Consider the following 25,740-nt stretch of genomic DNA (forward strand, 5'->3'; position numbering starts at 1 on the left):
ATGTTGAATCGAGAGCTGGAAGTCACCCTCAATCTGGCCTTCAAGGAGGCACGTGCCAAGCGCCATGAGTTCATGACGGTCGAGCACCTGCTTCTCGCCTTGCTGGATAACGAGGCTGCAGCAACCGTACTGCGCGCCTGTGGCGCCAACCTGGACAAGCTCCGGCACGATCTGCAGGAGTTCATCGACTCCACCACCCCACTGATTCCGCAGCACGACGAAGAACGTGAGACCCAGCCAACCCTGGGCTTCCAGCGTGTGCTGCAGCGCGCCGTGTTCCACGTGCAGAGCTCCGGCAAGCGTGAAGTCACTGGCGCCAACGTGCTGGTCGCGATCTTCAGCGAGCAAGAAAGTCAGGCGGTGTTCCTGCTCAAGCAGCAGAGCGTCGCCCGTATCGACGTGGTCAATTACATTGCCCATGGCATCTCCAAGGTGCCGGGCCATGCCGACCACCACGAGAGTGAGCAGGAAATGCAGGACGAAGAGGGCGGTGAGTCCGCAGCCTCCGGTAATCCGCTGGATGCCTACGCCAGTAATCTCAACGAGCTGTCGCGTCTGGGTCGTATCGATCCGTTGGTGGGGCGTGAGCATGAGGTCGAGCGCGTGGCGCAGATTCTCGCGCGCCGCCGCAAGAACAACCCGCTGCTGGTCGGTGAGGCTGGGGTCGGCAAGACTGCCATCGCCGAAGGCCTGGCCAAGCGCATCGTCGACGGCCAGGTGCCGGATTTGCTGTCCGAGAGCGTGGTCTACTCCCTCGACCTCGGTGCACTGCTGGCAGGTACCAAGTACCGTGGCGATTTCGAGAAGCGCTTCAAGGCGCTGCTCAACGAGCTGCGCAAGCGCCCGCACGCGATCCTGTTTATCGACGAAATCCATACCATCATCGGTGCCGGTGCGGCGTCGGGTGGCGTGATGGATGCCTCCAACCTGCTCAAGCCGCTGCTGTCTTCCGGCGAAATTCGCTGCATCGGCTCCACCACCTTCCAGGAATTCCGTGGCATCTTCGAGAAGGACCGGGCTCTGGCGCGGCGCTTCCAGAAGGTCGATGTCACCGAGCCTTCCGTCGAGGACACCGTGGGCATCCTTAAGGGGCTCAAGGCGCGTTTCGAGCAACATCACCACATCGAGTACAGCGACGAGGCCCTGCGTGCCGCGGCCGAACTGGCGGCGCGCTACATCAATGACCGGCACATGCCGGACAAGGCCATCGATGTGATCGACGAGGCGGGCGCCTACCAGCGTCTGCAGCCGGAGGAGAAGCGCGCCAAGCGAATCGAGGTGGCTCAGGTTGAGGACATCGTCGCGAAGATCGCGCGGATTCCGCCGAAGCATGTCAGTAGCTCGGACAAGGAGCTGCTGCGCAACCTGGAGCGTGACCTCAAGCTCACCGTGTTCGGCCAGGATGCGGCGATCGACTCGCTGTCCACGGCCATCAAGCTGTCTCGCGCCGGTCTCAAGGCGCCGGACAAGCCAGTCGGCTCCTTCCTGTTTGCCGGTCCGACCGGTGTGGGCAAGACCGAGGCCGCTCGCCAGCTGGCCAAGGCCATGGGCATCGAGCTGGTGCGCTTCGACATGTCCGAGTACATGGAGCGCCACACCGTGTCGCGCCTGATCGGCGCTCCGCCCGGTTACGTCGGTTTCGATCAGGGTGGTCTGCTGACCGAGGCCATCACCAAGCAGCCGCATTGCGTGTTGCTGCTGGACGAGATCGAGAAGGCTCACCCGGAAGTGTTCAACCTGCTGCTGCAGGTGATGGACCACGGCACGCTGACTGACAACAACGGTCGCAAGGCGGACTTCCGCAACGTGATCCTGATCATGACCACCAATGCCGGGGCGGAGACCGCGGCGCGTGCCTCGATCGGCTTCACTCTGCAGGACCATTCGTCCGACGCCATGGAAGTGATCAAGAAGAGCTTCACACCGGAGTTCCGCAACCGCCTGGATACCATCATTCAGTTCGGCCGCCTGACCCACGAAGTGATCAAGAGCATCGTCGACAAGTTCCTCACCGAACTGCAGGCGCAGCTGGAGGACAAACGGGTGCAGTTGGTGGTCAGCGACGCGGCGCGTGGCTGGCTGGCAGAGGGTGGTTACGACGTGCAGATGGGGGCGCGCCCGATGGCGCGGCTGATCCAGGACAAGATCAAGCGGCCGTTGGCCGAGGAGATCCTGTTCGGCGAACTGGCCGAGCACGGCGGCGTGGTGCATATCGACCTGGAAGGTGGCGAGCTGCACTTCGAGTTCGAGACCACGGCCGAGCCGGCCTGATATCGGTAGGCAAACGAAAACGCCCGGCGATGCCGGGCGTTTTTGTATTCGGACCTTATCTGGTCGACTCCGCCAGGGCGGAATCAGCGGGCGCGGTAGGTGATGCGGCCCTTGCTCAGGTCGTACGGCGTCAGTTCGACGCGGACCTTGTCGCCAGTCAGAATGCGGATGTAGTTCTTGCGCATCTTGCCGGAGATGTGCGCGGTAACGACGTGCCCGTTTTCCAACTCCACACGGAACATGGTGTTGGGCAGGGTGTCGACGACAGTACCTTCCAATTCGAAGCTGTCTTCTTTCGACATGCAGTAAAGCCCTCGGTATCCAAAGATTGGCTCGGTGCAACGGCGCCCGAGCAAAAGCGGCGTGCATTGTGCCCGAAAAGGGTAAGGGCCGCCAAGTGGCTGGAGAGTCGGGAAGTGGCCGTGGCCGTTGCGCTCAGGTCAGCACGACCCAGCGCTGGTTGACGAACAGCTCGATGGGCCGGTACTGGGTCTTGTAGCTCATCTTTCGGCAATTCTTGATCCAGTAGCCGAGATAGACCGCCTGCAGTCCCAGGCGTGCAGCCTCACCGATCTGCCAGAGAATGGCGAAGCGGCCGAGGCTGCGGCGTTCCTCGGCAGGGTCGTAGAAGGTGTAGACCGCCGATAAGCCGTTGGGCAGCACGTCGGTCACGGCCACCGCGACTAGGGTTCCAGCCAGGCGGAACTCATAGAAGCGGGCGAAGGGCAGATCGCGGACCAGAAAAGTGCTGAACTGGTCGCGGCTCGGCGGATACATGTCGCCGTCGGCGTGGCGCTGCTCGATGTAGCGCACGTAGAGGGCGTAGTACTCCTCGCTGAAGGCTGGGCGTACGGCGCGCACCTGAATATCGGCGTTGCGCTTGAGGATGCGTTTCTGCTGGCGGCTGGGGATGAACTGGTCGGCGGGTATGCGGGCTGGCACGCAGGCAGTGCAGCGCTGGCAGTGCGGGCGATAGAGGTGGTCGCCGCTGCGGCGAAATCCCATCTCCGACAATTCGGCATAGACCTGCACATCCATGGGCTGGCTGGGATCGAGGAACAGGGTGGTGGCCTGTTCTTCGGGCAGGTAGCTGCATGGATGTGGCTGAGTGGCGTAGAACTTGAGGCGAGCCAGCTCGGTCATGGTCAACCCTCGGGAAACCCCTGGGACAAGTGTATGCCAGCCTCCTGGCTGCTACCACAGGCCTGGTTCATGGTCGCCAATTGGCGCTGCTGGGCTGGTCCAGATAGCGCTGCAGGTAGTTGGCGAACTCCTGGCGGGGGATGGGGCGGGCGCCGAAGCTATGCAGGTGCTGGGTCGGCATCTGGCAGTCGATCAGGGCGAAGCTCCAGTCGCGCAGTTTGCCGACCAGGGTAGCGAAGCCGACCTTGGAGGCATTGTCGGCGCGGCTGAACATCGACTCACCGAAGAACAGGCGTCCCATGGCCAGGCCGTAAAGCCCGCCGACCAGCAACTCGCCGTCCCACACCTCCACTGAATGGGCAAAGCCGCGCCTGTGCAGCTCCAGGTAGGCAGTGCGCATCGAGTCGGTGATCCAGGTGCCGTCGGCATAGTCGCGCGGCCCGGCACAGCCCTCGATGACGGCGGAGAAGTCCTGATCGAAAGTCACGCGATAGCGCTGCTGGCGGATCAGCTTGGCCAGACTGCGTGACAGGTGGAATTCGTCGGGAATCAGTACGGTGCGCGGATCGGGCGACCACCAGAGCAGTGGCTGGCCCTCGGAGAACCAGGGGAAGCAGCCGTGCCGGTAGGCGGCGATCAGGCGTTGCGCGGACAGGTCGCCACCGGCGGCGAGCAGGCCGCTGGGCTCGCGCAGGGCCTTGTCCAGTGGCGGAAAGTCCAGCGAGTCGCGCTGCAGCCAGGTCAGCATACGGATGAGGAGGGCAGGGCGGGCGCCAGGCGCCCGCCCATGGGCTCAGACGTCGAGATATTTCTCGGCGTCCAGCGCGGCCATGCAGCCGGCGCCTGCCGAGGTGATGGCCTGGCGGTAGACGTGGTCGGCCACGTCGCCGGCGGCGAATACGCCCTCGATGCTGGTGGCGGTGGCGTTGCCTTCGCTGCCGCCCTGGATGAGCAGGTAGCCGTCGCGCATTTCCAGCTGGCCCTGGAACAGGTCGGTGTTGGGCTTGTGGCCGATGGCGATAAATACGCCTGCCAGTTGCAGCTCCTTGATGCTGCCGTCGGCGGTGCTCTTCAGGCGCACGCCAGTGACGCCGGTGTTGTCGCCCAGCACTTCATCCAGGGTGTGGTTCCAGTGCAGGCGCACGTTGCCGTTGGCGGCTTTCTCGAACAGCTTGTCCTGCAGAATCTTCTCCGAGCGCAGCTTGTCGCGGCGGTGGATCAGGTGGACTTCCTTGGCAATGTTCGACAGATACAGCGCTTCCTCGACGGCGGTGTTGCCGCCGCCGATCACGCAGACCACCTGGTTGCGGTAGAAGAAACCGTCGCAGGTGGCGCAGGCGGACACGCCCTTGCCGGCAAAGGCTTCTTCGGACGGCAGGCCGAGGTATTGGGCGCTGGCGCCGGTGGCGATGATCAGGGCATCGCAGGTATAGGTGCCGCTATCGCCCTTGAGGGTGAAGGGCTTGCTCTGCAACTCGGCGGTATGGATATGGTCGTAGACGATCTCGGTGTCGAAGCGCTCGGCGTGCTCCTGCATGCGCTGCATCAGCGCCGGGCCGGTCAGGCCGTGTACGTCGCCCGGCCAGTTGTCGACTTCGGTGGTGGTGGTGAGCTGGCCGCCGGGCTGAATTCCGGTGATCACGACAGGCTTGAGGTTGGCGCGGGCAGCATAGACGGCAGCGGTGTAGCCGGCCGGGCCGGAGCCCAGGATGATCAGGCGTGAATGCTTGACTTCGCTCATAAAAAGACCCCATAAGCCTTTGTCACAAAAGAGAATGCATGCTCCAATTGAGCCGCACGTAAGAGATAGCCGGGTATGCTACACCGAAGCAGGAGAAGCCGGCAAAACGGCCCGGTGGCCTGGCACGATACCTGTAAATTTGTACAATGGTCGCCACTTTGCGTGTTCCACCGATCGTCAGTCGCGCCCCGAGCGCAGGAATGACAGCGTTTTGAAGAATTCCAGCACAGCAGCTCAGGCCCCGGTCTGGCGCCAGCAATTGCAGTACCGCCTCAAGGAAGGTGCCCTGATCGCGCTCGGCGCGCTCTGCCTGATCCTGTGGATGGCGTTGCTGACCTACGACCAGAACGACCCGGGCTGGAGCCACACCAGCAGCGCCCAGCAGGTGCAGAACGCCGCCGGCCGCGCCGGTGCCTGGTTCGCCGACGTCCTGTTCATGGCCCTGGGCTATTTCGCCTATGTGTTCCCGCTGCTGCTGGCGGTGAAGACCTGGCAGGTATTCCGTAATCGCAACCAGCCTTGGCAATGGAGCGGCTGGCTGTTCTCCTGGCGTCTGATCGGCCTGGTGTTCCTGGTGCTGGCCGGTGCCGGCCTGGCACACATCCAGTTCCAGTCCGCCCCCGGCCTGCCGGCCTCGGCAGGCGGCGCCCTGGGCGAGAGCCTCGGCCAGCTGGCCAAGGACGCGCTCAACGTACAGGGCAGCACGCTGATGTTCCTGGCGCTGTTCCTGTTCGGCCTGACCGTGTTTGCCGATCTGTCGTGGTTCAAGCTGATGGACCTGACCGGCAAGATCACCCTCGATCTGATCGAACTGGTGAACAGCCTGATCACTCGCTGGTGGGAAGCCCGCCTGCAACGCAAGCAACTGGTGGCCCAGCTGCGCGAGGTGGATGCGCGCGTCGCCGAGGTGGCCGCGCCCGTGGTGTCGGACCGCCGCGAGCAGGCCAAGGTCAAGGAACGCCTGATCGAGCGCGAGGAGACCCTGGCCAAGCACATGGTCGAGCGCGAGACTCGCGTCGCCCCCGTTATCGCGCCGCCACCACCGCCCAAGGCCGCCGAGCCGAGCAAGCGCGTGCTCAAGGAGAAACAGGTTTCCCTGTTCGAGGATTCCGCGGTCGCCGGCACCCTGCCGCCGATTTCCATCCTCGACGTGGCGGAGAAGAAACAGAAGAGCTTCTCGCCCGAGTCGCTGGAGGCCATGTCGCGCCTGCTGGAGATCAAACTCAAGGAGTTCGGCGTCGAGGTGGTGGTGGAGTCCGTGCATCCGGGCCCGGTGATCACCCGCTTTGAGATACAGCCGGGCATCGGCGTCAAGGTCAGCCGCATCTCCAACCTGGCCAAGGACCTGGCGCGCTCGCTGGCGGTGATCAGCGTGCGCGTGGTCGAGGTCATCCCGGGCAAGACCACCGTCGGCATCGAGATTCCCAACGAAGACCGCCAGATCGTGCGCTTCTCCGAGGTGCTGTCCTCGCCCGAATACGACGACGCCAAGTCGCCGGTGACCCTGGCCCTGGGCCACGATATCGGCGGCAAGCCGGTGATCACCGACCTGGCCAAGATGCCGCACCTGCTGGTGGCCGGTACCACCGGCTCCGGTAAGTCGGTGGGCGTCAACGCCATGATCCTGTCGATCCTGTTCAAGTCCGGCCCGGAAGACGCGCGGATGATCATGATCGACCCGAAGATGCTAGAACTGTCGATTTACGAGGGCATCCCGCACCTGCTGTGCCCGGTGGTGACCGACATGAAGGAGGCCGCCAACGCCCTGCGCTGGTCGGTGGCCGAGATGGAGCGTCGCTACAAGCTGATGGCGGCCATGGGCGTGCGCAACCTGGCCGGATTCAACCGCAAGGTGAAGGACGCCGAGGAAGCCGGCACGCCGCTGTCTGATCCGCTGTACAAGCGCCAGTCGATGGAAGACGAGGCGCCGCTGCTGAAGACCCTGCCGACCATAGTCGTGGTGGTCGACGAATTCGCCGACATGATGATGATCGTCGGCAAGAAGGTCGAAGAGCTGATCGCGCGTATCGCGCAGAAGGCGCGGGCCGCCGGTATCCACCTGATCCTCGCTACCCAGCGCCCGTCGGTGGACGTGATCACCGGCCTGATCAAGGCCAACATCCCGACCCGTATGGCCTTCCAGGTCTCCAGCAAGATCGACTCGCGCACCATCCTCGACCAGGGTGGCGCCGAGCAGTTGCTGGGCCACGGTGACATGCTCTACCTGCCGCCGGGCACCGGTCTGCCGATTCGCGTACACGGCGCCTTCGTCTCCGACGACGAGGTACATCGCGTGGTCGAGGCCTGGAAACAGCGTGGCGCGCCGGACTACATCGAGGACATCCTGGCCGGCGTCGAAGAGGCCGGTAGCGGCTTCGAAGGCGGCGGTGGTGGCGAAGGCGGCGAGGGCAGCGAGGAAGATCCGCTGTACGACGAAGCCGTCAACTTCGTCCTGGAAAGCCGCCGCGCCTCGATTTCCGCCGTGCAGCGCAAGCTGAAAATCGGCTACAACCGCGCTGCGCGCATGATCGAGGCCATGGAAATGGCCGGCGTCGTGACCGCGATGAACACCAACGGCTCGCGCGAAGTCATAGCGCCGGGGCCGTCCCGAGACTGACCAAGAGGATTTCCATGCGCCTGATCCGCATGCTGCTGCTGGCCGCCCTGGCTTGCAGCCCCGTTTTTGCCCATGCCGACGACGAGGCCGCGGTGAAGCGCCTGACCGGCCTGCTCGACCGCGCCCAGACCCTGACCGGGCGCTTCTCCCAGCTGACCCTGGACGGCAGCGGCACCCAGCTGCAGGAAACCTCCGGCCAGCTGGCGCTGCAGCGCCCGGGCCTGTTCCGCTGGCACACCGATGCCCCGCAGGAGCAACTGCTGGTGTCCAACGGCCAGAAGGTCTGGCTGTACGACCCGGACCTGATGCAGGTGACCATCCAGACCCTCGACCAGCGCCTGACCCACACCCCGGCGCTGCTGCTGTCCGGTGATGTGTCGAAGATCCGCGAGAACTTCGAGATCACCTTCAAGGAAGGTGGTGACGTGGTCGACTTCATCCTCAAGCCCAAGGCCAAGGACACCCTGTTCGACAACCTGCGCCTGTCCTTCCGCAAGGGCATGATCAACGACATGCAGCTGATCGACAGCATCGGTCAGCGCACCAACATCCTGTTCCTCGGCGTGAAGATGAACGAGAAGCTGGATGCCGCGCAGTTCGATTTCCAGGTGCCGGAAGGCGCCGACGTCATCCAGGAATAACGAGGCCGCCGCACACCGTGGATCTGTTCCGCTCTGCCCCTGTCGCCCAGCCCCTGGCGGCGCGTCTGCGCGCCACCAGTCTGGACGAGTACGCGGGGCAGGAGCATGTGCTAGGCCCCGGCAAGCCGCTGCGTGAGGCGCTGGAGCAGGGCGCGCTGCACTCGATGATCTTCTGGGGGCCACCCGGGGTCGGCAAAACCACCCTGGCCAAGCTGCTGGCCCAGGTCTCCGATGCGCACTTCGAGACGATCTCCGCCGTGCTGTCCGGGGTGAAGGAAATCCGCCAGTCGGTGGAGATGGCCAAGCAGCAGGCCGCCCAGTACGGCCGCCGCACCATCCTCTTCGTCGACGAAGTGCACCGCTTCAACAAGAGCCAGCAGGATGCCTTCCTGCCCTATGTGGAAGACGGCACGCTGATCTTTATCGGCGCGACGACGGAAAATCCTTCTTTCGAGCTGAACAACGCCTTGCTCTCGCGGGCCCGCGTCTACGTGCTGAAGAGCCTGGACGAGGCGGCCATGCGCAAGCTGGTGCAGCGCGCGCTGAGCGAAGAGAAGGGCCTGGGCAAGCAGCACCTTAGCCTGCCGGAAGAAAGTTTCCAGATTCTCCTGGCCGCTGCCGACGGCGATGGCCGCCGCCTGCTCAACCTGCTGGAGAACGCTGCCGACCTGGTGGAGGATGGCGGCGAAATCGGCATCGAGCTGCTGCAGAACCTGCTGGGTGATAGTCGCCGTCGTTTCGACAAGGGCGGCGAAGCTTTCTACGACCAGATTTCCGCTCTGCACAAGTCGGTGCGCGGCTCCAATCCCGACGCCGCGCTGTACTGGTACGCGCGCATGCTCGACGGTGGTTGCGACCCGCTGTACCTGGCCCGGCGTGTGGTACGCATGGCCAGCGAGGATATCGGCAACGCCGACCCGCGCGCCCTGACTCTGTGCCTCAACGCCTGGGATGTGCAGGAGCGCCTCGGCAGCCCCGAGGGCGAGCTGGCGGTGGCCCAGGCCATCGTCTATCTCGCCTGTGCGCCGAAGAGCAACGCGGTGTACATGGGCTTCAAGGCCGCCATGCGCGAGGCCGCCGAGCACGGCTCGCTGGAAGTGCCGCTGCACCTGCGCAACGCGCCAACCAAACTGATGAAAGAGCTGGGCTACGGCGAAGAATACCGCTACGCCCACGACGAGCCGGATGCCTATGCCGCCGGCGAGGACTACTTCCCCGAGGAGCTGGAGCCACGCCGCTACTACGAGCCGGTGCCGCGCGGCCTGGAACTGAAGATTCGCGACAAGCTGGCCCACCTGGCAAGCCTGGATGCAGCCAGTCCACGGCAGAGACGCAAGCCATGATTGGCGTGGTGTTCGCCGTCGCCCTGGGCGGTATGATCGGCACCCTGGTGCGCTATGCGACCGGCAATTGGGTCACCAGCCACTTTCCCCAGCATTTCTACAGCGCTACCCTGGCGGTCAATCTGGTTGGCTGCCTGCTGATCGGCTATCTGTACGGGCTGTTCCTCATGCGCCCGGAAGTGCCGGAAGCGCTGCGCGCCGGGTTGATGGTCGGTTTCCTCGGCGGTTTGACCACTTTTTCATCCTTTTCCCTCGACACGCTGCGCCTGCTGGAAAACGGCCAGGCACCCATGGCCATCGGCTATGCGGCCATCAGCGTGTTGGGCGGCCTGCTCGCTACCTGGGCCGGCCTGACATTAACCAAGCTCTGAACGAGAACCTCCCATGCTCGACTCCAAACTGGTCCGTACCCAACTGCAGGACATCGCGGACCGCCTGGCTACCCGTGGCTTCCAACTGGACGTGGCGCGCTTCGAAGCGCTCGAGTCCCAGCGCAAGTCGGTGCAGATGCGCACCGAACAGCTGCAGGCCGAGCGTAACTCCCGCTCCAAGTCCATCGGCCAGGCCAAGGCGCGTGGCGAGGACATCGCGCCGCTGCTGGCGGAAGTCGACAAGATGGGTAGCGACCTGGAAGAGGGCAAGCGTGAGCTGGACAGCATCCAGACCGAGCTGGACAACCTGCTGCTGAACATCCCCAACCTGCCGCACGAATCCGTGCCGGTGGGGGCAGACGAAGACGGTAACGTCGAGGTGGCACGCTGGGGCACCCCGCGCAGCTTCGATTTCGAGATCAAGGACCACGTCGCCCTCGGCGAGCAGCACGGCTGGCTGGACTTCGAGACCGCCGCCAAGCTCTCCGGCGCCCGTTTCGCCCTGCTGCGCGGCCCGATTGCCCGCCTGCACCGTGCCCTGGCCCAGTTCATGATCAACCTGCACACCGGCGAGCACGGCTACGAGGAGGCCTACACCCCGTACCTGGTGCAGGCTCCGGCCCTGCAGGGCACCGGCCAGCTGCCGAAGTTCGAGGAAGACCTGTTCAAGATCAGCCGCGAAGGTGAGGCGGACTTCTACCTGATCCCGACCGCTGAGGTGTCGCTGACCAATATCGTTTCCGGCGAGATCCTCGACGCCAAGCAGCTGCCGCTGAAGTTCGTCGCCCACACCCCGTGCTTCCGCAGCGAGGCGGGCGCCTCCGGTCGTGACACTCGCGGCATGATCCGCCAGCACCAGTTCGACAAGGTCGAGATGGTGCAGATCGTCGATCCAGCCACCTCCTTCGAGGCCCTGGAAGGCATGACCGCCAACGCCGAGCGCGTGCTGCAGCTGCTCGAGCTGCCCTACCGCAAGCTGGCCTTGTGCACCGGCGACATGGGCTTCTCCGCCGTGAAGACCTACGACCTGGAAGTCTGGGTGCCGAGCCAGGACAAATACCGCGAGATTTCCTCCTGCTCCAACTGCGGCGACTTCCAGGCCCGCCGTATGCAGGCGCGTTTCCGCAACCCGGAAACTGGCAAGCCGGAGCTGGTGCATACCCTCAACGGCTCCGGCCTGGCGGTGGGCCGTACTCTGGTGGCGGTGTTGGAGAACTACCAGCAGGCCGACGGCAGCATCCGCGTGCCGGACGTACTCAAGCCCTATATGGGCGGCATCGAAGTTATCGGCTAGGTCGATAGCGAATGCACAATAGCGGGGTGGCGATGGCCACCCCGTTTTTTTACCTCTGGTGAGAGTGAGTCATGGATTTCCTTCCGCTGTTCCACAAGCTTCAAGGGCGTGTCGTGCTGGTCGTCGGTGGTGGCGAGGTGGCGCTGCGCAAGGCGCGCCTGCTCAGCGATGCCGGTGCGCAGCTGCGCGTGGTTGCGCCGGAGATTCGTGGTGACCTGCGCGAGCTGGCGGGTGAAGGGGCGACCTCCCTGCGTGGCTACGAGTCTGCGGACCTGCAGGGCGTGGCCCTGGTGATCGCCGCTACCGACGACGAGCCGCTCAATGCGCGCATCTCGGCCGAGGCTCAGGCCCTAGGCATTCCGGTCAACGTGGTGGACGCCCCGGCCCTGTGCAGCGTGATCTTCCCGGCCATCGTTGATCGCTCGCCGCTGATCGTGGCAGTGACCAGTGGCGGCGACGCGCCGGTGCTGGCGCGGCTGATCCGCGCCAAGATCGAGACCTGGATTCCCGCCACCTACGGCCAACTGGCTGGCCTGGCCAAGCGTTTCCGTGACCGGGTCAAGCAGCTGTTCCCCGATGTGCAGCAGCGTCGGGTGTTCTGGGAAGACGTGTTCCAGGGGCAGATCGCCGAGAGCGTGTTCGCCGGCAAGCTGGGCGAGGCCGAGCGCCTCCTCGACGCCAAGGTCGCCGGTGCCGCGCCGCGCGCGCTGGGCGAGGTCTATCTGGTCGGTGCTGGTCCGGGCGACCCCGATCTGCTGACCTTCCGCGCCCTGCGCCTGATGCAGCAAGCAGACGTGGTGCTCTACGACCGCCTGGTGGCGCCGGCCATTATCGAGCTGTGCCGTCGCGATGCCGAGCGTATCTATGTCGGCAAGCGCCGCTCCGAGCATGCGGTGCCGCAGGAGGAGATCAACCAACTGCTGGTGGACCTGGCCAAACAGGGCAAGCGCGTGCTGCGCCTGAAGGGCGGCGATCCGTTCATCTTCGGTCGTGGTGGCGAGGAGATCGAGCAGCTGGCCGCCGAGGGCATCCAGTTCCAGGTGGTGCCGGGCATCACCGCGGCCTCCGGTTGCGCGGCCTACGCCGGCATCCCGCTGACCCATCGTGATCACGCCCAGTCGGTGCGCTTCGTCACCGGTCACCTCAAGGATGGCAGCACCGACCTGCCTTGGGCCGATCTGGTGGCGCCGGGCCAAACCCTGGTGTTCTACATGGGCCTGGTCGGCCTGCCGAGCATCTGCCAGGAGCTGATCGCCCACGGTCGCGCCGCCGACACGCCAGCCGCCCTGGTGCAGCAGGGCACCACGCAGAACCAGCGGGTGTTCACTGGCACCCTGGCCAACCTGCCGCAACTGGTGGCCGAGCACGAAGTGCATGCGCCGACCCTGGTGATCGTCGGCGAGGTGGTCACCCTGCGCGAGAAGCTGGCCTGGTTCGACAAGGCCCAGTAAGCCCCCGGCGCTTCAGTCCTTGCGGGCGATACCACGCCCGCTCAGGTACTCGCGCCCGTGAGGTGCGTCGAAGCGTTGCTGTGGGCCCAGCGGCACGATGCCGGTCGGGTTGATGGTGCGGTGGCTGGCGTAGTAGTGGTGCTTGATGTGCTGGAAGTCCACGGTCTGCGCCACGCCCGGCAGCTGGTACAGCTCGCGCAGCCAGCCGCTGAGGTTTGGGTAGTCCGCCAGGCGCCGCAGGTTGCACTTGAAGTGGCCGTGGTAGACCGCATCGAAGCGGATCAGTGTGGTGAACAGGCGGACATCGGCCTCGGTCAGGTGCTCGCCGGCCAGGTAGCGGCGCTTGCCCAGCAGGGTCTCAAGGCTATCGAGCTCGGCAAACAGTGTGGCGAAGGCCTCCTCGTAGGCTTCCTGGGTAGTGGCGAAGCCGGCGCGATACACGCCGTTGTTTACCGCCGGGTAGATGCGGGCGTTGAGTGCGTCGATCTCCTCGCGTAGCGCCTCCGGGTAGAGGTCCAGGTCGTTTCCGGTGATGCCGTCAAAGGCCGAGTTGAACATGCGGATGATCTCCGCCGACTCGTTGCTGACGATGCGCTGTTGCTGCTTGTCCCACAGCAGCGGCACGGTTACCCGGCCGGTGTAGTGCGCGTCGTCCAGGGTGTAGCGCTGGTGCAGGTACTGCAGATCGTCCAGGGCGTCGCCGCTGGAGCCGGTCTCTGCATCGAAGGTCCATCCCTGTTCGCGCATCAGCCAGCTGACCACCGAGACGTCGATCAGTCCGCTCAGGCCCTTGAGCTCGCGGTAGATCAGCGTGCGATGGGCCCAGGGGCAGGCCAGGGAGACGTAGAGGTGGTAGCGGCCAGCCTCGGCGCGAAAGCCGCCTTCGCCACTCGGGCCGGGCGTACCGTCGGCGGTGATCCAGTTGCGGCGCTGGGCGTTCTCACGCTGGAAGCGGCCGTCCTTGCTGGTGTCGTACCACTGATCGTGCCAGCGGCCTTCGATGAGCTGTCCCATGGCGGGCTCCATTTGCAGATAACTGTTGGAGCCCAGTCTATGGGTTTGTGTTCGATGAAAAAGCGCAAAAACAGGGTTTCAACTATCGATCAGATCGATTGGTGGCGTGCATCCCAGAGCCGGCGGGCCTCGGCGAAGGCTGCCGCGCGATCAAGCCCCAGTCCGCGCAGGGCCAGGGCCATGCTGCTGAGCACCGCCAGCTCGCCGTAGCTGTCGCCGATCTCGCCGCGCCAGAAGGCCAGCAGCTGCTGCGGCTCCAGGCTCTCCGGCTTGACGTGGCGCTGGGCGGAGAGGGCGGGCCACTCTTCGTCCCAGTTTTCGCCATTCTCGGTGCCGTACAGGTGGCAGGTGCCGTCCGGGTTGACCTCGATCTCGCCGCCTTCACCCTTGACCACGATGGCGTGGTCGCCAAGCAGCTGGCTGGCCTCGCGGTGCACCGCCTGGTAGCCGGGGTGGAAGATGCTCTGCAGGCCAACGCGTGCGCCCAGCGGGTTGAGGATGCGTGCCAGCGAGTGGATAGGCGAGCGCAGGCCGAGGGTGTTGCGCAGGTCGATCATGCGTTGCAGCTGCGGCGCCCAGGCGCCCAGCGGGGTGAATGCCAGGTTGTGCTTGTTCAGCGCCTCGTCGACTTCGCTCCAGTCGCTGCACAGCGGAATCTCCAGCGTCTGCAGCAGCTGTTCGCTGTACAGGCGCCCAGCGGTGTGAGCGCCGCCGCCGTGGATCAGGATGCGCAGGCCGCTGCTGGCCAGCGCCTTGATGGCCAGGAGGAACCAGGGCAGGTGGCGTTTCTTGCCGGCATAGGTCGGCCAGTCGATGTCCACCGCGATCTGCGGCGCATCCAGGCGCGCGCGGATGGCCTCGGTGAAACCGGCCAGCTCCTCGGCGCTTTCCTCCTTGTGCCGCAGCAGCATGAGGAAGGCGCCCAGCTGGGTGTCCTCGACCTTGCCATCGAGCAGCATGCCCATGGCCTCGCGGGCTTCCTCGCGGGTCATGCTGCGCGCGCCGCGCTTGCCCTTGCCGAGGATGCGCACGAACTGGGCGAAGGGGTGTTCCGGTGGGGCGACGAGGTTCATAGGCAGTTGGTAGGCTTGGGCAGGCCGGCCAGCTTGGCGGCGAGTTTGGCGGGGGTGCCCTTGAACAGGCGGTTGAGGTGCAGGCTGTTGCCCTTGTCCGGACCCAGCTTGAGGGCCACGTATTTGATCAGCGGGCGGGTGGCTGGCGACAGCTGGAATTCGGCGTAGAAGGCGCGCAGCAGCTCAAGGATTTCCCAGTGCTCGGCGGACAGCTGCAACTCTTCGCGGGCGGCCAGGGCTTCGGCGGTGGCCTGCGACCAGTCGCTCAGCTCTACCAGGAAGCCGTCCTTGTCCAGGGCGATTTCGCGCCCCTCGATCGACAGCGTGCTCATAGCCAGCTGTTGACCTTGGCGTAGCGGCTGCAGAGCTCGACGAAGGCTGGGTAGTCGATGGCCTGGGCGCGGGCGGGAGCGCGTAGTGCACGGGCCTGCAGGTCTTCGTCCAGCGCATACAGAGCGATACCGGCGGGCATCAGCTGCAGCGCCTGCAGCTGGGCGGTGCCGGGCTGCAAGGCATAGACGGCGTCGCCGCTCAGTAGCAGGCCATCTTCAGGGCCGAGCAGGCGCAGGCAGCTGCTCAGGCGGCTGTCGCTGAAGGGCGAGTGGGAAAGCAGGTGCAGGGTGGCCATCAGATCGTCACTACCAGATCGAAACGCTCGAGAAGCAGGGTGAGGGCGGTATCGTCCAGGCGTTCGGCGGGCAGCGCCAGCGCAGCTTCATCCAGACCACGTTCGGCCAGGCTACGGCTGGACACGAACAGCTGCTCCACGCCGAACAGCGGCAGCACCTGCAGGTTGGCGCTCAGGTCCTTTTGCTGCAGTGCGCCGGGCTGTTGGTCGGCGGCCAGCTGGAACACCCCATCGTCGAGAAACAGCAGGCCCAGCGGCAGGTCGAAGGCACCGCCGGCCAGGGCGATATCCAGCGCCTCGCGAGCGGACGGGCCGGCCCAGGGCGCCTGGCGGCTGATGATCAACATCGACTTGCTCATCAGTGACCTCCGAAGCAGACCAGGCGGTCCGCCATCTGCGCCGCTTCATGCAGCTGGCCGAGGCCGGACAGCTCCCAGGGCGCTTCCAGGTTGGCGGCCGGCTTGCCGTAGCGCTGCGCTTCCTCGGCATTCAGCACACCACGACGCAAGGCGGCGGCGATGCATACCACGGCATCGAGCCTGTTTTGCTGGACGAAGGTGCGCCATTCGCCGGAGAGGTCGAGTTCATCCTGGGGGCTGGCGATGTTGCCGGAGGCGCTGTGCACACCGTCCTGATAGAAGAACAGGCGGGCTATCTCGTGGCCACCGTCCAGTGCCGCCTGGGCGAAGCGCAGGGCGCGGCGCGAGGAGGGCGCGTGGCTCGGGGCGAACAGGGCGATGGCGAACTTCATGGCGAGTCTGCGGCTATGTGCGGATGTCGCCATGATAAACGGCGAGGCATGAAAAAGCCCGCCGAAGCGGGCTCATTCAACGGTGCGGCGAATCAGTCGTCGCTGCCCATGATGCCGAAGATCTGCAGCAGGCTCACGAACAGGTTGTAGATCGAGACGTACAGGCTGATGGTGGCCATCACGTAGTTGCGCTCGCCGCCGTGGATGATCTCGCTGGTCTGGTACAGGATGCAGGCCGAGGCGAACAGCACGAAGCCGGCGCTGATGGCCAGTTGTAGGCCGCTGATCTGGAAGAAGAAGCCGGCAACCATGGCGCCCAGCAGGACGAAGCAGCCCGCGGTGATGAAGCCGCCGAGGAAGCTCATGTCTTTGCGGGTGGTCAGCACATAGGCGGACAGGCCGAAGAACACCAGAGCGGTCATGCCCAGGGCGCTGGCGATCAGCTCGCCACCGTTGGCCATGCCCATGTACAGGTTGAGGATCGGGCCCAGTACATAGCCCATGAAGCCGGTCAGGGCGAAGGTGCTGAGCAGGCCCCAGCCGCTGTTACGCAGCTTGGCGGTGAGGAAGAACAGGCCGTAGAAGCCGACCAAGGTAATGAGGAAGCCTGGGTGCGGCAGGTTCAGTTGGGCGCTGAAGAAGGCGCAGAGCGCGCTGAACACCAAGGTCATGGCCAGCAGGCCATAGGTGTTACGCAGGACTTTGCTGGTTTCCAGCTGATCCGTCTGCGCGTGGGCGAGTGCGTAGTCTTGTTCGTGCATGGCATCCCTCCTGAAGGGGTGAAAATCCGTGGTCGGGTCGATCATAACAGAGCAAGTAGGCCTGCCAATTGCCAGAGTTTGACAGTGTGTTGCGTTCGGGTAGTATGGCGGCCCGCTACGCGGAGGGTTGGCAGAGCGGTTGAATGCAACGGTCTTGAAAACCGTCGAACGTGAAAGCGTTCCCAGGGTTCGAATCCCTGGCCCTCCACCAAATCGACAATCAAGGGTCTAGATGCCGTCTAGGCCCTTTTTTGTGCCTGTAGAAAAATGCTCCATACGGCTTCAATTGGCGAGAGCCCTCCGGGCTGTCGTCGAAGCCGCTGATCTGCGGCAGCCGGCCTGGTGAGGTCGACGCTGGTGGGTGACTGGAAGGGCTGCGAGCAGCCGATCAGCTGCGGGAGAGACCGAGCATTGCGGCAGCTCTAGTCATTGTCATAGTCGGTTCCCTGGTTGCTGCTGAGGTCTTTCGCTTGGCGCCTGTGTGTCGATGCTGCTGCACTTCCATAACTTCGCGTTGCGGTTCTGGAAGAAGGATGAGTCCTGGATGAATTTGCAATCTTGTTGCGATTGGATTGACTTGGTGTCAATTAAGTTATTGATATTTATGGAAATTGATTTTTAATTTCGATGTGCCAAAATCGCCGCTGCGCTTTGCTGGTGGCGGGTGATGCGTGTAACATTCGTGGCCTATTGCTGACCCGATTCAGGACGAAATCGGAGCGGCTAACGCGGCGAATCGCAATCTCTGGGAGAGCTGGCCCGCGCCACTTTTCCGTATCGAATTTCCTGCCAGGTACGGTTTTCTGGCGTTTGCTTTCTGGCGCAGATGCGCCAAGCTAAGTTCGTTGATTGCTCTGTTGCGACAAAGGTGCAGCGAGGTGTCGCTTGATTAAGGTGCTGGTGGTCGACGACCACGATCTGGTTAGAACGGGTATCACCCGCATGTTGGCCGATATCGACGGCCTGCAGGTGATCGGCCAGGCCGACTCCGGTGAAGAAGCGCTGAAGAAGGTGCGCGAGGTGCGTCCGGACGTGGTCCTGATGGACGTCAAGATGCCCGGCATCGGCGGCCTCGAAGCCACCCGCAAGCTGCTGCGTAGCCATCCCGATCTGAAAGTCGTCGCGGTCACCGCCTGCGAGGACGATCTGTTTCCCACCCGTCTACTGCAGGCCGGTGCCGCCGGTTACCTGACCAAAGGCGCGGCGCTGGAGGAAATGGTCCAGGCCATCCGCATGGCCTTCGCCGGCCAGCGCTACCTCAGCCCGCAGATCGCCCAGCAACTGGCGCTGAAGTCCTTCCAGCCGAACAGCGGCGGTTCGCCGTTCGACCTGCTGTCCGAGCGCGAGATTCAGATCGCCCTGATGATCGCCAACTGCCAGAAAGTGCAGACCATCTCCGACAAGCTGTGCCTGTCGCCGAAGACGGTGAATACCTACCGCTATCGCATTTACGAGAAGCTCTCGATCACCAGTGACGTGGAGCTGGCCCTGCTGGCTGTGCGCCACGGCATGGTCGATGCCGTCAGCTGAGAGTCTTAGGCAAGCCTGGGAAGAGGACGTAAACTGCGTCCTCTTCGTCTTTTCAGACTGCCGATTTCGATGACTTCCACGCACGTCGCACCTTTCGATCCAAGCGCTTTCCTCGCGACCTGCAGCGGGCGGCCGGGCGTGTATCGGATGTTCGACGACACGGGCAAGCTGCTATACGTCGGCAAGGCCTCCAATCTGAAGAAGCGCCTGGCCAGCTATTTCCGCAAGACCGGCCTGGCACCCAAGACCGCAGCCCTGGTGGCGCGTATCGCCCAGGTCGAGACCACCATAGTCGCCAACGAGACCGAGGCGCTGTTGCTGGAGCAGACGCTGATCAAGCAGTGGCGGCCGCCGTACAACATTCTGCTGCGCGACGACAAATCCTACCCTTACGTGCTGCTTTCCGATGGCGACTACCCGCGGCTGGGCATCCATCGCGGCGCAAAGTCGGCCAAGGGGCGCTACTTCGGTCCCTATCCCAGTGCTGGTGCCATTCGCGAGAGCTTGGCCCTGTTGCAGAAGACCTTCCTGGTGCGCCAGTGCGAGGACAGCTACTTCAAGAACCGTACGCGGCCCTGCCTGCAATACCAGATCAAGCGTTGCAAGGGCCCTTGCGTGGGCCTGGTGGAGCCGCAGGAGTACGCCGAGGATGTGCGTCACTCGGTGATGTTCCTCGAGGGGCGCAGCAGTGCGCTGACCGACGAACTGTCCGCGGCCATGGAGAAGGCGGCGATGGGCCTGGAGTTCGAGCGCGCCGCCGAACTGCGCGACCAGATTGCCCAGCTGCGCCGGGTGCAGGACCAGCAGAGCATGGAGGGCGGCAGCGGCGATGTGGATGTGGTGGCCGCCATCGTCAATCCGGGCGGTGCCTGCGTTCACCTGATCAGCGTGCGTGGCGGACGAGTGCTGGGCAGCAAGAACTTCTTCCCGCAGGTGGGCATCGAGGAAGAGGGCGGTGCGGTGCTGTCGGCCTTCCTAGCGCAGTACTACCTCTCCAGCCACGAGCGCGATCTGCCGGGTGAGCTGATCGTCAACACTGATCATGAGGATCTGCCGACAGTAGCCGCAGCCATTGCCGAGTCACGCGGCCGCGAGATCGGTATCAGTCACCGGGTACGCGGCACGCGCGCGCGCTGGCAGCAATTGTCGGTGACCAATGCCGAACAGGCCCTGAGCGCGCGCCTGGCCAATCGTCAGCACGTGGCCGCGCGCTTCGAGGCGCTGGCCGATGCCCTTGATCTGGACGAGCCGCCGCAGCGGCTGGAGTGCTACGACATCAGTCATTCCAGCGGCGAGGCCACCGTGGCTTCCTGCGTGGTGTTCGGTCCGGAGGGGCCGCTGAAGTCCGATTACCGCCGCTACAACATCGAGGGCGTCACCGCCGGCGACGACTACGCAGCCATGCATCAGGCGCTGACCCGGCGCTTCAGCAAACTCAAGGATGGCGAGGGCAAGCTACCGGACATCCTGCTGGTCGATGGCGGCAAGGGCCAGTTGACGATGGCGCGCGAGGTGCTGCAGGAACTGGCGGTGCCGGAGTTGATTCTGCTCGGGGTGGCCAAGGGTGTGACCCGCAAGCCGGGATTGGAAACCCTCTATCTGAACGACGCCGATCACGAGTTCACCCTGCCGGCCGACTCGCCGGCATTGCATCTGATCCAGCAGATCCGCGACGAGGCGCACCGCTTCGCCATCACCGGCCACCGGGCGCGACGCGGCAAGGCAAGGCGCACCTCCAGCCTGGAGGATGTCGCGGGCATCGGGCCCAAGCGCCGCCGCGAGCTGCTCAAGCACTTCGGTGGGCTGCAGGAGCTGAATCGCGCCAGCGTCGAAGAAATCGCCAAGGCGCCAGGTATCAGTAAAAAGCTCGCCGAGTCGATTTATGCGGCCCTGCACAGCGAGTAGAATGCGCGCTCAACTCGCTGGCCAGTGGTCCCGATGAACATCCCGAACCTGCTCACCGTACTGCGCGTCGCCCTGATTCCGGTCTTTATCCTGTTCTTCTATCTGCCGTTCGCCTGGAGCTACTGGGCGGCCAGTGCGGTATTCGCCCTGGCGGCAGTGACCGACTGGTTCGACGGCTACCTGGCTCGTCGCTGGGAGCAGAGCACCCCCTTCGGCGCCTTCCTCGATCCGGTGGCCGACAAGCTGATGGTGGCAGTAGCCCTGGTTCTGCTGGTTGAGGAGCACGCCAATCTGTGGCTGACCCTGCCGGCGGTGATCATCATCGGTCGCGAGATCGTGGTGTCGGCGCTGCGCGAATGGATGGCCGAGCTGGGCGCGCGGGCTCATGTGGCGGTCTCCAACTTGGGTAAATGGAAGACTGCGGCGCAGATGGTGGCGCTGGTGATCCTGCTGGGCAATCCGCCGCAGCTGACCATCTGGGTTGGCGGTGGCTATGTGCTGCTGATCGTGGCAGCGGGCCTGACCCTGTGGTCCATGCTGCAGTACCTGCTGGCCGCCTGGCCGCACCTCAGCATTGATGCCGAAAAGAAATAAAGTTTTTTGAATCAAGGGGTTGACGCGGCGTTTCGAATCTATAGAATTGCGCCCGTCACCAAGACGCGGGAATAGCTCAGTTGGTAGAGCACGACCTTGCCAAGGTCGGGGTCGCGAGTTCGAGTCTCGTTTCCCGCTCCAATTTGTTGACGTTGACGCCGCTTTTGCGGCGTCTTCGTTTGAGGCCGATTAGCAGAGTGGTTATGCAGCGGATTGCAAATCCGCGTACATCGGTTCGATTCCGGTATCGGCCTCCACTATAGAAAGCCCCGTAGATCTTTGATCTACGGGGCTTTTTCTTTGCAGTGCCGGCGTTCCTACAATCTTGCCGGGCTGGCACGGGCTGTATATAGTCCAGCCCTCGCTTCACAGTGCTACCGCCCGAATGGCGAAATCGGTAGACGCAGGGGACTTAAAATCCCTCGCCAGCAATGGCATGCCGGTTCGAGTCCGGCTTCGGGCACCATCTCTTTTCTAGACAACTCCGCTCTAGTACTGCCTCGCTGCTTCGGCTCCCGCCGCGGTCAGTTTGAAGGGCGCGCTCCAGTCCGCTTCTGCTGTCCTGTCCTGAATTAGCTCGCGCGCCTGCAGCTCGACAAGCGCGGCGGCCACGCGTTCGCCGCTAGAGAGTCTCTTTTTCCACGCGCCGATCCCGGCGTGTAGCAGGTTCTTCAGTTTTTCCTTCTCAAACGCTTCATCGATTGCCGTGGTTCCCTCGCAAGGCTTGCCGCAAGCGAGCGCGAGACGACCACTGACCCGCTGTCGGCGTCGATGATTCCGGCAATCTACTGTCGGGCAATGAGGTGCTGTCTGGAGGAGAGGGGGCGTTCACCAGGATTGGCGAGGCGGCTAGGCGTTTTTCGGGCAAAAGAAACCCGGCGCTAGGCCGGGTTGGAATTGGCATTCATGGAGTATCACGGCCCTACTGTGTGCCTTTCGATGTGAAAAGAATGTGAAGAGCACATAGCTCCCGTAACACCAGTGTTCGACTGCTGGGTATGTGCTGCATTTAGTTGCAACAGGCCTTAAGCCAAGCGGCTCCAAACAGAACGGCGTCGCCGTGTGCTACAGCTGATAGGTGGCCAAGTGGCCGAAGGAGAGAAGAATGAGCATTCCGTTCTGGTGTGTCTTTATTGCTGCCTTGCTGATCTACGCTGCCAAGCTGCCGGTCGCCCGGGCAATGAACGCCGAGTCCGGCGGCTACGACAATCACAACCCGCGGGCCCAGCAGGCGCGTCTCACCGGCCTGGGTGCCCGGGCGCATGCGGCGCATCTCAACAGCATCGAGATGTTCCCGCTGTTCGCCGTCGGGGTGCTGATGGCTCATACCACCGAGGTATTCGGCTGGTGGGTGGACCTGCTGGCGATCCTGTTCATCGTCACTCGTGTGCTTTATCTGCTGTTCTACTGGCGCGATCTGGCCTGGCAGCGCTCCATGGTCTGGACCGTCGGCCTGGTCTGCTGCCTGTTGTTGATGCTCAGTCCGGCGATACGTTGGTTGCTGGTAATGCCCTGAAACGAACAAGGCCCGCGTTGCGGGCCTTGTGCTAAACGCTAGCGAGCTTACTGGCCGTCAACGGCGTCCTTGGCTTCGTCGCCGGCATCCTCGAGCGCTTCGCCCGCATCGTCGGCGGCTTCTTCCATTTTCTCGCCGGTGGTGGGCTCATGGCCGGTGGCCTGATCGACCTTCTTCTCCATGGCTTCGCCAGTGTCTTCGGCGGCGTCGCCGAGCGACTCCATGGCTTCGGACGCGTTTTCCTTGGCGGAATCCATCTTGTCTTCTGGCGTCTTCTCGCAGGCGCTCAGGCCGAGGGTCAGGGCGAGAAGCAGGGCATAGGTGAGGGGCTTTTGCACGGTTGGATCTCCTTGTGATGCGAATGCGGGTAACACAGCATTCGTATCGTTTGGAGCGAGGCGGTGCGGCGAAGTTCCTGACGCACCAATGCCTGCGGGCGAGCCGCAGGCATTGGACAAGCATTACTGCTGCTGACCGGCGGGAGGCGGCGGGGCCGGAATAGCCGGAGTCGCCGGGGTTGCTTCGTTGTTTTCCTCGGCGCGTTCCTGGGCAGCCTCATTCGCCGCGCGGGCAGCGTCGTTGCTATGTTCGGCTGCTTCGTTCATCGACTCTTGGGCTTCAGATTGGGCTTCGCGGGCCTCTTCGGCCTTGTCCTCCGAAGGTTTGTCGCAGGCGGCGAGGCCGAGCGTGGCGGCGAGCATGAGCGCATAGGCGAGTGATTTCTGCATGAGATGTTTCTCCTCGTGGATGAAGGCCATCACTGTTTCGAGGCGCAGCCGTTGGCGATGGTTCAGACTGTTTTTTACCGCGACCCGGCGCCGGCGCTATCATGCGTGGCTTTCCGCATCGCCACGAGGTACCGACGATGAGCGACAACCCTGTTCTTGAGCGCGCCCAGCGCTTTCTGGCGGCCTTGCGCCACTGCCAGGTCCTGGGCCTGAGCGTGCACGAGGCCAAGCCGGAAGGGCTGACCCTACGCCTGCCGTACAGCACGCAAATCATCGGCAACCCGGAGTCCGGCGTGATCCACGGCGGCGCCATCACCACACTGATGGACACCACCTGCGGCATTTCCACCGTCTGCGTGCTGCCGGAATTCGAGATCTGCCCGACCCTCGACCTGCGCATCGACTACATGCGCCCGGCCGCGCCGCACAAGGATGTCTATGGCTTCGCCGAGTGCTACCGGGTGACCGAGAACGTCATCTTCACCCGTGGCTATGCCTACCAGGACAACCCTGACGAGCCGATCGCTCATGTGGTCGGTGCCTTCATGCGCATGGGCAAGCCGACTGATCTCAAGGCCGGCGCCAAGGGAGGTGCCTGATGACCGCGCTCAATCTGAATACCCTGGTGCGCCAGGCGCACGAGAAGAACGACTACGACGCGCTGCTCAGCCTGATTCCCTACGCCAAGCTGATCGGCATCGAGTGTCTGCGCCTGGGCGACGACATGGTGTTCCGCCTGCCGGCGAACAAGGACAACATCGGTAACCCGACCCTGCCGGCGCTACACGGCGGAGTGATCGCCGGCTTCATGGAACATGCCGCCATGCTCCATCTGCTGATGTTCATGGGCATTCCACATTTGCCGAAAATCATCGACTTCTCGATAGATTACCTGCGCGCCGGTCATTATCGTGACACCTACGCCCAGTGCCAGGTCTGGCGCCAGGGCCGGCGGGTGGCCAACGTCGCCATCACGGCCTGGCAGACCAGCCAGAGCGAACCCATCGCTACGGCCCGCGCGCACTTCAAGGTCGACGAACCCTGAGGGCGCGGCGGGTGACCGCATAACAACAAGGAATACCGAATGGATGCGCTGTTGATCCTCGGCGGCCTGCTGCTGATTCTCGCCGGCCTGGTCTGGCTGGTGATGCGAGCCTTCTCCACCGGCCTGCTGTGGGGCTGGGGCAGCCTGATCCCGCCGATCACCCTGATCTACGTGCTGCGCCACTGGCGCACCGCGCGCAAGGCCGTAGGCCTGGTGGCGCTGGGCGTGATCCCGCTGGTGGTGGGCATGGTGCTGATGGCCAGCCAAGACGCGGCGCGCCTGGAGGCGATCCTCAGCCTGCGCTGGCTCAAGGAGCAGCCCAAGGCCCCGGCCGAGCTGGCGATCCGCCTGCACGGCGAGCTCGACGGCCAGCCGTTCAACCCGCAGTACGCCGAGCTGGTCGATGGCGTGCTCAGCCTGCGCGAGGGCGAGGATTTCTTCGCCCGCCGCGAGGTGACGATTCGCCTGCCGCAGGGGCAGAAGGCGCCGATCAAGCTGGACGTGCTGCCGGAAGACGCCGGCCAGTTGCCGGAAGTGGAGATCAGCTGGCTGCTGCCGGAGCAGGACCTGCCCGAGGCCCGTCGCCTGAGCAAGGGCTACACCCTGCATCTGGACCTGCAGGCGCTGCCGCCGAACAAGCTGCAGGGCGATTTCCACCTGGTCCTGCCGCCGACCTTCAAGACCAGCCTGAGCGGCAGTCTGGAGCTGTTCTCCGACCGCCTGCGCTACAAGGACGGCCGCCTGGATGCCAGTTTCGATTCCCGCGAGACCCTGGCCAAGGTGATCGACGACTACCTGCAGCGCCGCTTCGCCACCCGCCTGGTGCAACTGGCCGAGTTGCCGGAAGTGGTCTTCCCGGCCACACGCCTTCCGGTGGCGGTACAGGCGCGGGTCAATGGCGAGGCGCAGAATCTGGAGCTGGTGCTGGAGAAGGGGGGCCGCGGCTGGCAGGTGCAGGGCGATCATTACCCGGCCCTGGCCGAACCGCGTGCCGCCGAGCCGGCCAAGCCAGCACCGGAGGCCGAGCCGGTTGTGGCGCAGAACAGCCGTCCGGCGCTGGATCGCCGCCAGCGTTTCTCCCTGCCGCGGCTGCAACGCAATCCGGAACAATACCGCAACCTCAGCATGCGCGTGAGCAAGGCCGCTGGCGGCACGGTGGAAGGACGTTTCATCGGTGTAGACGGCGACGGCAGCATTCGCTTGAGCCAACAGCTGGGCGGTGGCGGTGGCCAGGCCAGCTTCAGTTTCAAGCCGGACGAGATCGGCAAGATCGAATTGCTCGAGCCCTAGCTGTATAAACCTAGCCCCTTGAAATCCCTCACG

The 25,740-nt window shown here is 64.1% G+C and carries 27 protein-coding genes and 4 tRNA genes; 18 read left to right on the forward strand and 13 right to left on the reverse strand.

What is annotated here, in order from left to right; all coding sequences use genetic code 11:
• Window positions 1-2,271 carry an ATP-dependent Clp protease ATP-binding subunit ClpA gene (gene clpA / locus N7607_RS12435; RefSeq protein WP_192398028.1) on the forward strand — a complete coding sequence of 757 codons (2,271 nt, stop codon included), beginning with the start codon at window positions 1-3 and terminating at the stop codon, window positions 2,269-2,271.
• 83 nt (window positions 2,272-2,354) lie between these two features.
• On the opposite strand, the gene infA is transcribed toward clpA, so the two are convergent.
• The 4 genes from infA to trxB form a co-directional block, all read right to left on the reverse strand.
• Window positions 2,355-2,573: a translation initiation factor IF-1 gene (infA, locus tag N7607_RS12440; protein ID WP_137973350.1), complete on the reverse strand. Its 219-nt coding sequence runs from the start codon at window positions 2,571-2,573 to the stop codon at window positions 2,355-2,357.
• Window positions 2,574-2,706: 133 nt separating this feature from the next.
• Window positions 2,707-3,414, reverse strand: coding sequence for an arginyltransferase (locus tag N7607_RS12445; protein WP_137973349.1), 708 nt, complete (start codon window positions 3,412-3,414; stop codon window positions 2,707-2,709).
• A 67-nt stretch (window positions 3,415-3,481) separates the two neighbouring features.
• A complete protein-coding gene (gene aat, locus N7607_RS12450) occupies window positions 3,482-4,162 on the reverse strand; it encodes a leucyl/phenylalanyl-tRNA--protein transferase (RefSeq protein ID WP_279865433.1) in 681 nt (226 codons plus the stop codon).
• 45 nt (window positions 4,163-4,207) lie between these two features.
• Window positions 4,208-5,155, reverse strand: coding sequence for a thioredoxin-disulfide reductase (gene trxB, locus N7607_RS12455; RefSeq protein ID WP_279865432.1), 948 nt, complete (start codon window positions 5,153-5,155; stop codon window positions 4,208-4,210).
• A 211-nt stretch (window positions 5,156-5,366) separates the two neighbouring features.
• On the opposite strand from trxB, the gene ftsK reads away from it, so the two are divergent.
• From ftsK to cysG, 6 genes are all read left to right on the forward strand, one after another.
• Window positions 5,367-7,772, forward strand: coding sequence for a DNA translocase FtsK (gene ftsK, locus N7607_RS12460; protein WP_279865431.1), 2,406 nt, complete (start codon window positions 5,367-5,369; stop codon window positions 7,770-7,772).
• Window positions 7,773-7,786: 14 nt separating this feature from the next.
• Window positions 7,787-8,413 carry an outer membrane lipoprotein chaperone LolA gene (gene lolA / locus N7607_RS12465; protein ID WP_137973346.1) on the forward strand — a complete coding sequence of 209 codons (627 nt, stop codon included), beginning with the start codon at window positions 7,787-7,789 and terminating at the stop codon, window positions 8,411-8,413.
• 17 nt (window positions 8,414-8,430) lie between these two features.
• Window positions 8,431-9,756, forward strand: a complete 1,326-nt coding sequence (locus N7607_RS12470; RefSeq protein ID WP_279865430.1) for a replication-associated recombination protein A — start codon at window positions 8,431-8,433, stop codon at window positions 9,754-9,756.
• Window positions 9,753-10,127, forward strand: coding sequence for a fluoride efflux transporter CrcB (gene crcB / locus N7607_RS12475; protein WP_279865429.1), 375 nt, complete (start codon window positions 9,753-9,755; stop codon window positions 10,125-10,127). Before N7607_RS12470 ends, crcB begins: the two co-directional genes overlap by 4 nt.
• Before the next feature lie 13 nt (window positions 10,128-10,140).
• Window positions 10,141-11,421, forward strand: coding sequence for a serine--tRNA ligase (gene serS / locus N7607_RS12480; RefSeq protein ID WP_279865428.1), 1,281 nt, complete (start codon window positions 10,141-10,143; stop codon window positions 11,419-11,421).
• 71 nt (window positions 11,422-11,492) lie between these two features.
• Window positions 11,493-12,872 (forward strand): siroheme synthase CysG, encoded by a 1,380-nt coding sequence (gene cysG, locus N7607_RS12485; RefSeq protein ID WP_279865427.1) that lies wholly within the window; start codon window positions 11,493-11,495, stop codon window positions 12,870-12,872.
• 12 nt (window positions 12,873-12,884) lie between these two features.
• On the opposite strand, the gene N7607_RS12490 is transcribed toward cysG, so the two are convergent.
• The 7 genes from N7607_RS12490 to N7607_RS12520 form a co-directional block, all read right to left on the reverse strand.
• Complete coding sequence (locus tag N7607_RS12490; RefSeq protein WP_279865426.1) at window positions 12,885-13,886, reverse strand: glutathione S-transferase family protein; 1,002 nt, start codon at window positions 13,884-13,886, stop codon at window positions 12,885-12,887.
• Between the two features lie 89 nt (window positions 13,887-13,975).
• Window positions 13,976-14,959 carry a glycosyl transferase family protein gene (locus N7607_RS12495; protein ID WP_279865425.1) on the reverse strand — a complete coding sequence of 328 codons (984 nt, stop codon included), beginning with the start codon at window positions 14,957-14,959 and terminating at the stop codon, window positions 13,976-13,978.
• Window positions 14,956-15,291, reverse strand: coding sequence for a TusE/DsrC/DsvC family sulfur relay protein (locus tag N7607_RS12500; protein WP_279865424.1), 336 nt, complete (start codon window positions 15,289-15,291; stop codon window positions 14,956-14,958). The genes N7607_RS12495 and N7607_RS12500 overlap by 4 nt, the downstream gene beginning before the upstream one ends.
• Entirely contained in the window at window positions 15,288-15,587 is a 300-nt protein-coding gene (tusB, locus tag N7607_RS12505) for a sulfurtransferase complex subunit TusB (protein WP_279865422.1), read from the reverse strand. The genes N7607_RS12500 and tusB overlap by 4 nt, the downstream gene beginning before the upstream one ends.
• Window positions 15,587-15,946, reverse strand: coding sequence for a sulfurtransferase complex subunit TusC (gene tusC / locus N7607_RS12510; RefSeq protein WP_279865421.1), 360 nt, complete (start codon window positions 15,944-15,946; stop codon window positions 15,587-15,589). The genes tusB and tusC overlap by 1 nt, the downstream gene beginning before the upstream one ends.
• Window positions 15,946-16,338 (reverse strand): sulfurtransferase complex subunit TusD, encoded by a 393-nt coding sequence (gene tusD, locus N7607_RS12515; RefSeq protein WP_279865420.1) that lies wholly within the window; start codon window positions 16,336-16,338, stop codon window positions 15,946-15,948. The genes tusC and tusD overlap by 1 nt, the downstream gene beginning before the upstream one ends.
• A 92-nt stretch (window positions 16,339-16,430) precedes the next feature.
• Entirely contained in the window at window positions 16,431-17,099 is a 669-nt protein-coding gene (locus N7607_RS12520; RefSeq protein WP_279865419.1) for a Bax inhibitor-1/YccA family protein, read from the reverse strand.
• A gap of 121 nt (window positions 17,100-17,220) precedes the next feature.
• Between N7607_RS12520 and N7607_RS12525 the strand changes: the two genes are divergently transcribed.
• From N7607_RS12525 to N7607_RS12560, 8 genes are all read left to right on the forward strand, one after another.
• A tRNA-Ser gene (locus N7607_RS12525) sits at window positions 17,221-17,310 on the forward strand.
• 674 nt (window positions 17,311-17,984) lie between these two features.
• Window positions 17,985-18,629, forward strand: a complete 645-nt coding sequence (gene uvrY / locus N7607_RS12530) for a UvrY/SirA/GacA family response regulator transcription factor (protein ID WP_137973333.1) — start codon at window positions 17,985-17,987, stop codon at window positions 18,627-18,629.
• Between the two features lie 69 nt (window positions 18,630-18,698).
• The gene (gene uvrC, locus N7607_RS12535) at window positions 18,699-20,534 is read left to right on the forward strand and encodes an excinuclease ABC subunit UvrC (protein WP_279865417.1); all 1,836 of its coding nucleotides are present in this window, start codon (window positions 18,699-18,701) and stop codon (window positions 20,532-20,534) included.
• Between the two features lie 33 nt (window positions 20,535-20,567).
• Window positions 20,568-21,128, forward strand: coding sequence for a CDP-diacylglycerol--glycerol-3-phosphate 3-phosphatidyltransferase (pgsA, locus tag N7607_RS12540; protein WP_137973331.1), 561 nt, complete (start codon window positions 20,568-20,570; stop codon window positions 21,126-21,128).
• A gap of 65 nt (window positions 21,129-21,193) precedes the next feature.
• Window positions 21,194-21,269 (forward strand) — tRNA-Gly (locus tag N7607_RS12545).
• 42 nt (window positions 21,270-21,311) lie between these two features.
• Window positions 21,312-21,385: transfer RNA gene (locus N7607_RS12550), tRNA-Cys, on the forward strand.
• Between the two features lie 122 nt (window positions 21,386-21,507).
• A tRNA-Leu gene (locus N7607_RS12555) sits at window positions 21,508-21,594 on the forward strand.
• A gap of 639 nt (window positions 21,595-22,233) precedes the next feature.
• A complete protein-coding gene (locus N7607_RS12560) occupies window positions 22,234-22,644 on the forward strand; it encodes an MAPEG family protein (protein ID WP_279865416.1) in 411 nt (136 codons plus the stop codon).
• Window positions 22,645-22,691: 47 nt separating this feature from the next.
• On the opposite strand, the gene N7607_RS12565 is transcribed toward N7607_RS12560, so the two are convergent.
• Together N7607_RS12565 and N7607_RS12570 are read right to left on the reverse strand one after the other, a co-directional pair.
• Window positions 22,692-22,982 (reverse strand): hypothetical protein, encoded by a 291-nt coding sequence (locus tag N7607_RS12565; RefSeq protein ID WP_279865415.1) that lies wholly within the window; start codon window positions 22,980-22,982, stop codon window positions 22,692-22,694.
• Window positions 22,983-23,105: 123 nt separating this feature from the next.
• Entirely contained in the window at window positions 23,106-23,372 is a 267-nt protein-coding gene (locus N7607_RS12570) for a hypothetical protein (RefSeq protein WP_279865475.1), read from the reverse strand.
• 137 nt (window positions 23,373-23,509) lie between these two features.
• Here N7607_RS12570 and N7607_RS12575 point away from each other — a divergent pair, with 137 nt between their 5' ends.
• From N7607_RS12575 to N7607_RS12585, 3 genes are read left to right on the forward strand one after another with little or no spacing between them, the layout of a single operon-like run.
• Complete coding sequence (locus N7607_RS12575; RefSeq protein ID WP_279865414.1) at window positions 23,510-23,971, forward strand: PaaI family thioesterase; 462 nt, start codon at window positions 23,510-23,512, stop codon at window positions 23,969-23,971.
• On the forward strand, window positions 23,971-24,417 hold the full coding sequence (locus tag N7607_RS12580) for a PaaI family thioesterase (RefSeq protein WP_137973326.1): 447 nt from the start codon (window positions 23,971-23,973) through the stop codon (window positions 24,415-24,417). The genes N7607_RS12575 and N7607_RS12580 overlap by 1 nt, the downstream gene beginning before the upstream one ends.
• Window positions 24,418-24,456: 39 nt before the next feature.
• The gene (locus N7607_RS12585; protein ID WP_279865413.1) at window positions 24,457-25,707 is read left to right on the forward strand and encodes an MFS transporter; all 1,251 of its coding nucleotides are present in this window, start codon (window positions 24,457-24,459) and stop codon (window positions 25,705-25,707) included.
• Window positions 25,708-25,740 lie beyond the last annotated feature (33 nt).

It is taken from the genome of Pseudomonas sp. GD04019 (assembly GCF_029837695.1).
In the GTDB taxonomy this organism is placed as follows: domain Bacteria; phylum Pseudomonadota; class Gammaproteobacteria; order Pseudomonadales; family Pseudomonadaceae; genus Aquipseudomonas.